The organism is Achromobacter sp. UBA4530, from assembly GCF_002388205.1.
Classification (GTDB): domain Bacteria; phylum Pseudomonadota; class Gammaproteobacteria; order Burkholderiales; family Burkholderiaceae_B; genus Achromobacter; species Achromobacter animicus.
This window is the reverse complement of the sequence record NZ_DGMA01000032.1, coordinates 127,324-137,225: the sequence shown is the minus strand read 5'-3', so window position 1 is coordinate 137,225 and position 9,902 is coordinate 127,324. Positions and strand designations below refer to the sequence as shown.

At 65.7% G+C, this 9,902-nt stretch carries 9 protein-coding genes; 6 read left to right on the top strand and 3 right to left on the bottom strand.

Annotated features, from left to right (window positions below; genetic code table 11):
* Positions 1–174: 174 nt before the first annotated feature.
* From B2W22_RS23620 to mpl, 3 genes are all read right to left on the bottom strand, one after another.
* Positions 175–2,076, bottom strand: coding sequence for a ribonuclease catalytic domain-containing protein (locus B2W22_RS23620; RefSeq protein ID WP_175139137.1), 1,902 nt, complete (start codon positions 2,074–2,076; stop codon positions 175–177).
* A 75-nt stretch (positions 2,077–2,151) separates the two neighbouring features.
* On the bottom strand, positions 2,152–2,751 hold the full coding sequence (locus tag B2W22_RS23615; RefSeq protein ID WP_175186478.1) for a YqiA/YcfP family alpha/beta fold hydrolase: 600 nt from the start codon (positions 2,749–2,751) through the stop codon (positions 2,152–2,154).
* A 132-nt stretch (positions 2,752–2,883) separates the two neighbouring features.
* Positions 2,884–4,254, bottom strand: coding sequence for a UDP-N-acetylmuramate:L-alanyl-gamma-D-glutamyl-meso-diaminopimelate ligase (gene mpl, locus B2W22_RS23610; RefSeq protein ID WP_286939732.1), 1,371 nt, complete (start codon positions 4,252–4,254; stop codon positions 2,884–2,886).
* A gap of 97 nt (positions 4,255–4,351) precedes the next feature.
* Between mpl and B2W22_RS23605 the strand changes: the two genes are divergently transcribed.
* The 6 genes from B2W22_RS23605 (at position 4,352) to B2W22_RS28560 (ending at position 9,894) form a co-directional block, all read left to right on the top strand.
* Positions 4,352–4,885: a TlpA family protein disulfide reductase gene (locus tag B2W22_RS23605; protein ID WP_218342186.1), complete on the top strand. Its 534-nt coding sequence runs from the start codon at positions 4,352–4,354 to the stop codon at positions 4,883–4,885.
* An 89-nt stretch (positions 4,886–4,974) separates the two neighbouring features.
* Positions 4,975–5,409, top strand: coding sequence for a type II 3-dehydroquinate dehydratase (gene aroQ / locus B2W22_RS23600; protein WP_175126271.1), 435 nt, complete (start codon positions 4,975–4,977; stop codon positions 5,407–5,409).
* An 88-nt stretch (positions 5,410–5,497) separates the two neighbouring features.
* Positions 5,498–5,953: an acetyl-CoA carboxylase biotin carboxyl carrier protein gene (gene accB / locus B2W22_RS23595; protein WP_191578217.1), complete on the top strand. Its 456-nt coding sequence runs from the start codon at positions 5,498–5,500 to the stop codon at positions 5,951–5,953.
* 9 nt (positions 5,954–5,962) lie between these two features.
* Positions 5,963–7,309 (top strand): acetyl-CoA carboxylase biotin carboxylase subunit, encoded by a 1,347-nt coding sequence (gene accC / locus B2W22_RS23590; RefSeq protein ID WP_175126241.1) that lies wholly within the window; start codon positions 5,963–5,965, stop codon positions 7,307–7,309.
* Between the two features lie 110 nt (positions 7,310–7,419).
* Positions 7,420–8,349, top strand: coding sequence for a 50S ribosomal protein L11 methyltransferase (gene prmA, locus B2W22_RS23585; RefSeq protein WP_175186482.1), 930 nt, complete (start codon positions 7,420–7,422; stop codon positions 8,347–8,349).
* A gap of 24 nt (positions 8,350–8,373) precedes the next feature.
* Entirely contained in the window at positions 8,374–9,894 is a 1,521-nt protein-coding gene (locus tag B2W22_RS28560) for a DUF3426 domain-containing protein (protein ID WP_286939727.1), read from the top strand.
* Positions 9,895–9,902: the final 8 nt, after the last annotated feature.

The window sequence follows — 9,902 nt, the reverse complement described above, 5'->3', positions numbered from 1 at the left end:
TCCGGACCGCAATCGTGGGCGATCGCCTCCCCGGTGACCGCGGCGTCGGGCGACCTACGAAGAACTGAAGAAAGCGACCTACGAAGAACGGATAAACGCGACCGACGAAGATCGGATAAACGCGACCGACGAAGATCGGATAAACGCGACCGACGAAGATCGGAAGAATGCGACCTACGAAGCCGCAGCCTCCCCCTTAACTTCGCCCACAAACCGACAATCCAACTCCAGAGACAACTCATCCATCCCCAGAATATCCACCTCAACCGCAGTCCCGCGCTCAAACTCGGGCATCCCCCCCACCCGAGTCACCAACGGCGCATTCGCAAACCGCACCAGGTCATCCCGGAGCACATGCGCCACCGTCCGCGTCACGCCGTTCTGCTTCAGCCAGCGCAGGCACCAGTAGCGTTCCATTGCGCTCTGGAACTCGGCCCAGGCCGCGTATTGCGCGTCGAAGGCGCCGATGATGGCGAACAGGTCTGCGTCGCGCGGCTTGAAGGGGGCGATCAGGCGGGCCGAGACACCGTGTTCCACCGCGGCGATCAGTTGCCATTGGTTGACCAGGTCGACGTAGCGGCGCAGCGGCGACGTGCTCCACGCGTATTGGGGAACGCCGATGGCCTCGTGGGGCAGCGCCTGCGTGCTCATGCGCACGCGGCCAGCTTGCTGTGAGCGGTAGATGCCCGGCACACCGTGCTGGTTCAAGAGGCCGCCCCACAGGTTGTTGGCCAGGATCATGTATTCGGCCACCATGCGATCCAGCGGCGCGTTGCGCTGGCGCGGGACCAGGCGCACGGGGGTGTCGGGATCGTCGGGGTTGCCGTCCAGGTAGAAGCTGTATTCCACCCGGGAATTGTTTTCCGGCTTGCCGCGGACGTTTTCGCGTTGCGCGGACAGAGCCTGCGCCAGCTTCCAGAGCGGGCGCAGCCAGTGGCCGTAGGGGAGGTCGGCGTCCGGATCGGACAGGCTTGCCTCGGTGACCTGGCTGTCCAACATGTTGTGGCGCAGGTTTTCGCGCACGACGATGCGTTCCAGGCGGGTTTCCGATTCGATGACTTCGCCGGTTTCCGGATTGGCGGTGACGTACAGCGATAGCGCGGGCACTTCGCGGCCGGCGTCCAGGGAGAACGCCTGGATGACGCTGTCCGGCTGCATCGGGATCTTGTCGCCGGGCATGTAGACGGTGGACAGGCGGGCGCGGGCCAGCTTGTCCAGTTCGCTGTCGCGGGTGACGGACAGGCCGGGCGCGGCGACGTGGACGCCGACGCGCACGCGGCCGTCGGGCAGCATGGAGACGGAGAGCGCGTCGTCGATTTCTGTGGTGGTGACATCGTCCACGGAATAGATTTCGGCGTCGGCAAGCGGCAGTTCGCGGTCGATGGGCGGCAGTTCCACGTCGGGGAAGGCCAGGCCGCGCGGGAAGTTGACGGCCAGGAAGCGGCGCTTGTGCAGCGCGAGCGCGTGCGGCCAGGCGCCCAGTTCGAGCAGCAGGCGGTCAGGTGTCTTGCCCAGTTTGGCGCACGCGGCGTCCAGGGCCTTCCATTGCTGCGAGTTCTTGTCCGGACGGATCAGGAGCGATTCGGCGGCCTGGGCGATGGGTTCGGGCAGGCGGCCCGCGGCCATTTCGTCGACCCATTCCTGCTGCTGTTCGGCCTGGCGCTGCTTCTTTTCCAGCGCGGCGAGCGCGGCGGCCAGGATGTCCGGCGGGGCGGGGCGGTAGCGGCCCTTGCCGCGGCGGTGGAAGTACGCCGGGGCGCCGTGCAGGCGCATCAGCAGCGCGGCCTGCTCGACGGGCGTGGGGGCGTGGCCGAAGTAGTCGGCGGCCAGGGCGGGCGAGTCGAATTCCTCTTGCGGCGCGCATTCCCACAGGAATTGCAGATCCAGCGTCTCGGCCGTGGCGGCCGCCTGGGTCATCAGGGCTGCCGGATCCGGCGAGGCGAAGTTGAACAGGGTATTGGCGCGCTTGATTTTGCTGCGCTTGCCCGACTCCGACTCCACCTGCAGGCTGGCGTCGGTCTCGGACAGGATATTGCCGGCCTTGAAGCTGCCGTCATCTTCGTAAAACACATACATGGTGGGGATCGTCCTGGGCGGCGGCCTCGCGCCGCCTTGCGCAGCTTTGTGGGTGTTGAAAGTCGATATTGATTATCAGGTGCGTACCGGCTTGCCGCCTAGGGCGAATTCAAGCACTTCGGGCATCCAATCCGCGAAATCGGACAGGCCGTGGTCGCTGCCTTGCACGATGCGCTGGCGGCAGCCGGCGTATCGGTCGCGCATCTCGCGCCAATCCAGCACTTCGTCGCCGGTCGCGGCCACCAGGAAATACCGGTCGGGCTGCGTGATGCGCGGCGCATGGATGGCGGCCAGTTCGTCCACATATTCGGGCAAAAAAACGAACGGCGCGCCGGAATGATACATGTGGTGCTCGCCGACCTGGGTGGCAAGGTCGCGCGCGGCGTGGACGGCGGGATTCAGCAACACGGCCTTGCAGCCCAGCTGCTCGGCGATCCAGGTGGCGTAGAAACCGCCCAGCGACGAGCCGATGACAGTCAGTTCGCGCGGCGAATCGGCGTCCGCCAGCCGGTCGCGCGCCATGCCCAGCGCCAGGTCGATGGCTTGGCGCGGGCTGGCGGGCAGTTGCGGGCAGGCCCACGCATCGGTCAGACCGCGTGCGGCCATGGCGTCCGCCATCAGGCGGGCCTTGAATGAATCGGGCGACGATCGGAAACCGTGTAGATAGAGGATCATTGTTTGCTGTTTCCGTGTGCGTTGCGGAAGGCGGCCGGCTGAGGGCTTGAATTCCGGACATGCGGGTCTGGCAGGGCCAGCCCGGCATGTCCGGCAGGGCGCGCTTTGCCGGGATCGGCCAAGCGGGCGGGATCAGCCGCGCGCCTGCAGCGCATCCAGCAGCTTGCCATGGATGCCGCCGAAGCCGCCATTGCTCATCACCAGCACCTGGTCGCCCGGCCGGGCGGCGCCGGCAACGGCGTCGACGAGCGCGCCGATGTCATCGTAGCTGGAAGCCCGGCCGCCCAGGGGGGCCAGCACTTCAGCCGGGTTCCAGCCCAGCGCATGCTTGCCCTCGCTGGCGCCAAAGCAGAACACCAGGTCGGCGTCGGCCAGCGCCTCGGGCAGCCGGGCGGCCATGGTGCCCAGCTTCATGGTGTTGGAGCGCGGCTCCAGCACGGCCAGGATTCGCGCTGACCCAACCTGACGGCGCAGGCCTTCCAGCGTGGTGGCGATGGCGGTGGGGTGGTGAGCGAAGTCGTCGTAGACCTTGATGCCGTTGACCGTGCCGCGCAGCTCCATGCGACGCTTGACGCCGCCGAAGCGGGTGAGGGCGTCGATGCCCTGTTCTGCGGGCACGCCAACGTGTTCAGCGGCAGCCAGGGCGGCCAGCGCGTTCATGCGGTTGTGTTCGCCGGTGAGCGACCAGCGGACGGTGCCGGCGTGGACGCCGGCGCGCGTGACCTCGAACGCGCCGTCAGCGTCCGGTGGCGACGCCCGCCACTGCCCTTGCGGGCCGAACGTGACGGTATCCGACCAGCATCCCCGTGCAATCACGCGGTCAAGCGCGTCCGATCGCGTCGGTCGGACGATACGGCCCGAGCCGGGGATCGTGCGAACCAGATGGTGGAACTGCGTTTCGATCGCCGTCAGATCGGGGAAGATGTCGGCGTGATCGTATTCCAGGTTGTTCAGAATGGCGGTGCGCGGGCGGTAGTGAACGAATTTGGAGCGCTTGTCGAAGAACGCCGTGTCGTATTCGTCCGCTTCGATGACGAAGGGGCGGCGCGCCGGGTCGTAGCGGGCAGATACGTGCAGGTCCTGCGCGACGCCGCCGATCAGGAAGTTCGGGGCCATGCCTGCGGCTTCCAGCACCCACGCCAGCATCGAGCTGGTAGTGGTCTTGCCGTGCGTGCCGGCCACCGCCAACACGTGCGCGCCTGGCAGGATGTTGTCGCCCAGCCATTGCGGCCCGGACACATAGCGCGCCCCGGATTCCAGAATGGCTTCCATCAGCGGGTTGCCACGGCTGACCACGTTGCCGATGACGTACAGGTCAGGCTTGAGCGTCAGTTGCTCGGCGCCAAAGCCTTCGATCAGTTCGATACCCTGTTCGGAAAGCTGGGTGCTCATCGGCGGGTACACGCCGGCGTCGCAACCCGTGACTTTATGGCCGGCGGCGCGCGCGATCAGCGCCAGTCCGCCCATGAAGGTGCCGCAGATGCCAAGAATGTGCAGGTGCATTGATAAATCTCCTGCCCCGCATTGTATATATAGCGGCCCGACAAGCCGGCGCCTCGCGCCTGCGGCGTAAAACGGCCGCAACGGTTATCATCGCGCCATGAATCGACGCCTACTTCTTTCCGCCGCCGTGGCGGTGGCCGCGACTGTCGCGGGCGGCTATACGCTGATGGGCCGCAAGCCCAAGAACGATGCCGCGCCGGCTGACGCGGGCGATCCGGTCGCGGGACTCATGCAGATGCAGCTTCCGGATCTGAACGGCGCCTCGCATTCGCTGGCCGGCTGGAAGGGTCAGCCCATCGTGGTCAATTTCTGGGCAACGTGGTGCGCGCCGTGCGTCAAAGAGATGCCCGCGCTCGACGCTTTGCAGAAAAAATACCCGCAAGTACGCTTTGTTGGCATCGGCGTTGATTCTGCCGCCAACATGCAGAAGTTTGTCGAGAAAGTACAGGTTTCATACCCTCTATGGGTAATCGGCGCCGGCGCCATCGATACGCTGCGTAAGCTGGGGAATCCTAGCGGTGGTCTGCCTTTTACTATCGTTTTCAACGCAGATGGCAGCATTAACCGGAAGATATTGGGTGAAGTCCAGCCCGACGATCTGGATCGCACCCTTTCGGGTTTGAAGGCGTAAGTCTGTTGGACAAATAGTAGGAATTGGCGTAAAAAGCTGGTTTATCGGCTCTTTTGCCAACAATTGGCAATCCACAATTTGGCACGCGCATGGCGCAAAACATACTGGTATTGCATGGCCCGAACCTGAACCTGCTTGGCACCCGGGAACCTCATATCTACGGCAGTCTTACTCTGACCCAGATCAATGAGCGTCTCGAGCTGCTCGCGGGCGAATTGGGCGCCACGCTGACTGCGTGGCAAAGCAATCACGAAGGTGCGCTGGTTGACCGCATTCAGGCGGCACGGCAGGACGGCACGGACTTCATCATCATCAACGCAGCGGCATACACGCACACCAGTGTCGCGATTCGCGACGCGCTGGCCGGGGTCGCGATCCCATTTATTGAAGTACATTTGTCCAATCTGTATAAGCGAGAGCCGTTCAGGCATCACTCTTATCTGTCCGACTTGGCGCAGGGCCTGATCAGCGGCCTGGGCGCGGACGGCTACGAGGCCGCGCTGCGTTACGCAGTGCGGCACTGATCTCGCATCAATTCAACGCTTTTACATCTTATACGGCGCGAACCCCGACGCTGGGACGACGCCGACACTATCTCGGGAAGCAGCTTCTATGGATCTTCGAAAACTCAAAACCCTGATCGACCTGGTGGCTGAATCGGGCATCGCCGAGCTGGAAATCACCGAAGGCGAAGGCAAGGTCAGAATCGTCAAGTTCTCGCAGACGCTGCAGCCGGTGGCCTACCACCAGCCCGAAGCCGGCGTGCCCGCCGCGCCCGTCGCCGCCGCCGCGCCCGCCGCTGCGCCGGCCGCGCCCGCTGCCCCGGTCATTCAAGGCCACGTCGTGAAGGCCCCGATGGTCGGCACGTTCTACCGTTCGCCGAACCCGGGCGCCGCCCCGTTCATCGACGTGGGCGCCACCGTCAAGGAAGGCGACCCGCTGTGCATCATTGAAGCCATGAAGCTGCTCAATGAAATCGAAGCCGACAAGGCCGGCGTCATCAAAGAAATCCTGGTCGAAAACGGTGAGCCCGTCGAGTACGGTCAACCCCTGTTCGTCATTGGCTGATAGCTGAACATGTTCGAAAAAATCCTGATCGCCAATCGGGGCGAAATCGCCCTGCGCATTCAGCGCGCCTGCCGCGAGCTGGGCATCAAGACCGTCGTCGTGCACTCCGAGGCCGACCGCGAAGCCAAGTACGTGCGCCTTGCCGATGAATCCGTGTGCATCGGGCCCGCGCCGTCGCGTGAAAGCTACCTGAACATGCCGGCCATCATCTCGGCCGCCGAAGTCACGGATTCCGAGGCAATCCACCCGGGTTACGGGTTCTTGTCCGAAAATGCCGACTTCGCCGATCGCGTCGAGAAGAGCGGTTTCGTGTTCATCGGCCCCCGCCCGGACACGATCCGCCTGATGGGCGACAAGGTCAGCGCCAAGCGCGCCATGATCGAAGCCGGCGTGCCGGTGGTGCCGGGCTCGGAAGGCGCATTGCCCGACGATCCGCAGGAAATCCTGCGCACGGCGCGCGAAGTCGGCTATCCGGTCATCATCAAGGCAGCAGGCGGCGGCGGTGGCCGCGGCATGCGCGTGGTGTACACCGAGGCCGCGCTGCTCAATGCCGTCACGATGACGCGTTCCGAAGCAGGCGCCGCGTTCAACAACCCGGAAGTCTATATGGAGAAGTTCCTCGAGAACCCGCGCCATATCGAAATCCAGGTGCTGGCCGACGGCGGCCGCAACGCGGTCTGGCTGGGCGAGCGCGATTGCTCCATGCAGCGCCGCCACCAGAAGGTCATCGAGGAAGCGCCGGCGCCCGGCATTGCCCGCCGCCTGATCGAGCGCATTGGCGACCGCTGTGCCGACGCCTGCCGCAAGATGGGCTATCGCGGCGCCGGCACGTTCGAGTTCCTGTACGAAAACGGCGAGTTCTATTTCATCGAAATGAACACCCGCATCCAGGTCGAACACCCGGTCACCGAGCTGATCACCGGCATCGATCTGGTGCAGCAGCAGATCCTGATCGCCGCCGGCGAGAAGTTCACGCTGCGTCAGCGTGACATCACGTTCAGCGGCCATGCGATCGAATGCCGCATCAACGCCGAAGATCCGTTCCGTTTCGTGCCCAGCCCGGGCCGCATCACGAACTGGCATACGCCGGGCGGCCCTGGCGTGCGTATCGACTCGCACGCGTTCAATGGTTACTTCGTGCCGCCCAACTACGATTCGATGATCGCCAAGGTCATCACGTACGGCGACACGCGTGACCAGGCGCTGGCCCGGATGCGCATCGCGCTGTCGGAAATGGTGGTGGAAGGCATTTCCACCAACATCCCGCTGCACCGCGAAATGCTGCAGGACGCCCGCTTCATCGAAGGCGGCACCAGCATCCATTATCTGGAACACAAGTTGGCGCAGCGTCCCTGACCGACTCTGGGGCCTCACGGCCCCTTTTGCGTTTTACCTTGTTGATGTTTTAAGGTTGATCGGGCCGCGGCGGATGCCGCGGCCCGTTGACCAGATGGAAGAGAAAAATCATGCGTGAACTCGTGCTCCATTGCTCGGAGACGCAGGCCGAAGCCCTGTCGGACGCCTTGCTCGAAGCCGGCGTGCTGTCGGTCTCCGTCGAAGATGCCGACTTCGGCACCGAAGTCGAGCGCCCGTTGTTCGGCGAGCCCGGCACCGAGCCCGACGTCCAGGCATGGGACCGCAATCTCGTCGTCGCCTTGCTGCCCGACGGCGCCGATCCCGCGCAGATCATGGAAGAAGCCGCCCAAACCGGGGAGCTCGATGCATCGGTGTTCGACGGCTGGAGCCTGCGCGACGTGCCGGACGCCGACTGGGTGCGCCTGACGCAATCGCAGTTCGGCCCGATCCACATCGCCGAACGTCTCTGGATCGTGCCCAGCTGGCACCGCGACAATCCCGATGTGCCCGGCCTGGACACGGCCTTGCCCGACCAGGACGGCGCCATTCATATCGAACTGGACCCGGGCCTGGCGTTCGGCACCGGCAGCCACCCGACGACACACCTGTGCCTGGCGTGGCTCGAAGCCGAGCTTCCCGCCGGCGCGACCCTGCTGGACTACGGCTGCGGATCCGGCATCCTGGCCATCGCGGCGCGCAAGCTGGGCGCCGGCCCCACGCAGGCGGTCGATATCGACGCGCAGGCGGTGCAGAGCACGGTGTTCAACGCCGAAGTCAACAAGGTCGAGCTGCAGGCCATGCTGCCCGACGGACTGGCGGACGGCACGTTCGAAGTCGTGGTCGCCAACATTCTGTCCAACCCCCTGAAGGTGCTGGCCCCCATGCTGGCTGGCCGCGTTGCCGCGGGTGGCCACCTGGTGCTGTCGGGCGTGCTGGAACGCCAGGCCGAGGAGGTCGCGGCCGCCTATGCGCCCTGGCTGGCCATGTCGGTCTGGCGTGCGCGCGACGGCTGGGTCTGCCTGCACGGCAAGAAGCCCTGAGTCCCGGCAGCAGGAGCACGCCTCATGGCTCTGACCACCCGCTGCCCGCAGTGCGGCACCTCGTTCAAGGTGGTGCCTGATCAGCTTCGGGTCCGCAATGGCCTGGTGCGTTGCGGCGCCTGCTCGACCGTTTTCGATGGCCGTGCGTGCCTGGTGTCCGCGCCGGGTGCGCCTGTCGCGATCACCCCGCCGGCCGCGGCGCCGCTGCCATCGTCCGCCGCGGCCGTGGCCGCGCCCGTGCTCGCCGCGCCCGAGCCGCATCCGCCCGCCGCACCGTTTCCGGAACCGGCCTTTACGCCGGTGTCGACACCGGCCCCGGCGCCTGCACCGGCGGTCACTCCGGCGCCTGCCCCCGCCTTCACCCCGGTGCGTCCGGCGGCGGTTCCGCCGCATGTGCCGCCGCATGTGCCGCCGCCCGCCATCGTGCCGCCCCGCGCAACGCCCGCCGTGCCGGTTGAGCCGCGTGTGATTCTGCCCTGGGAAGACGAGCCCGAGGCGCCGCCCGCCCCTCCGATTCCGACGGCGCCTTCGATTCCGCCCGCCGTGCTGCGCGGCCGCGACGACATCCGCAAGCGCGCCGAGCCGGAAGCGGCCATGCCGGATGACCACGCCGAAGACGACGACTATCTCGACGATGACGGCGAACCATTCCTGCGCGAGCCGGAGCCGCCTCGCACCGCGCCCGCGCCGCGGCCCCCCGTGTTTCGCAACGAACCCATCGTCGCCAGCCGGTCCGGCGAGCCAACGCTGGACTGGCGCGCCGGGCAGCCGCGCAGCGACGTGCGCAGTGATCCGCGCCATGATGTTCGCCACGACCCGCGCCAAGGCCCCCGCCAAGATCCTCGCCACGACATCTCCGACGACTTTCGCGACCAGCATCGCGACGATGTCCGCGACATCGAGCGCGACGACGAGTACGAGGACGAAGACGACCTCGATCACGCCGCCCACGAACCGGTGCTGGGCGACACGCGCACCCGTTATTCCAGCGCCACCGACGTGGGCCGTGCGCCGCCCGAGTTCCTGGACCAGGACCGGATCGAGCGCAGCGGCCTGGTGCGCAAGCTGTGGGCCTACGCCTGCCTCATCGGCCTGATCGTGCTTGCCCTGCAACTGCTCTACGCATACCGCACCGATATCGCCAATTCCGTGCCGGCGCTGCGACCAGTCCTGGAGGCCGTCTGCAAGCCGCTGGACTGCACGGTCGGCTACGCGCGCCGCCGCGATCTCATCAGCATTTCATCGTCGTCATTGCAGCCGCCCAAGGGTGCCGCCGCCATCGATGACGGCCGCACCCGCCTGGTGCTGACCGTGATGCTGCACAACCGCTACGACAAGCCGCAGCATTGGCCGGCGCTGGTGCTTGAACTGAACGACCTGTCGGATACGGTGGTCGTGCGCAAGGTGCTGATGCCCGAGAATTACCTCACGCCCGAGCAGTTGAAGGGACCGTTCGGTCCCCAGGGTGCATTGAAGATTTCAGTCCCCATTGAAGTGACCGGCGTTCAGGTCAATGGCTACCAACTCGACAAGTTTTTCCCGTAAAGGATGAC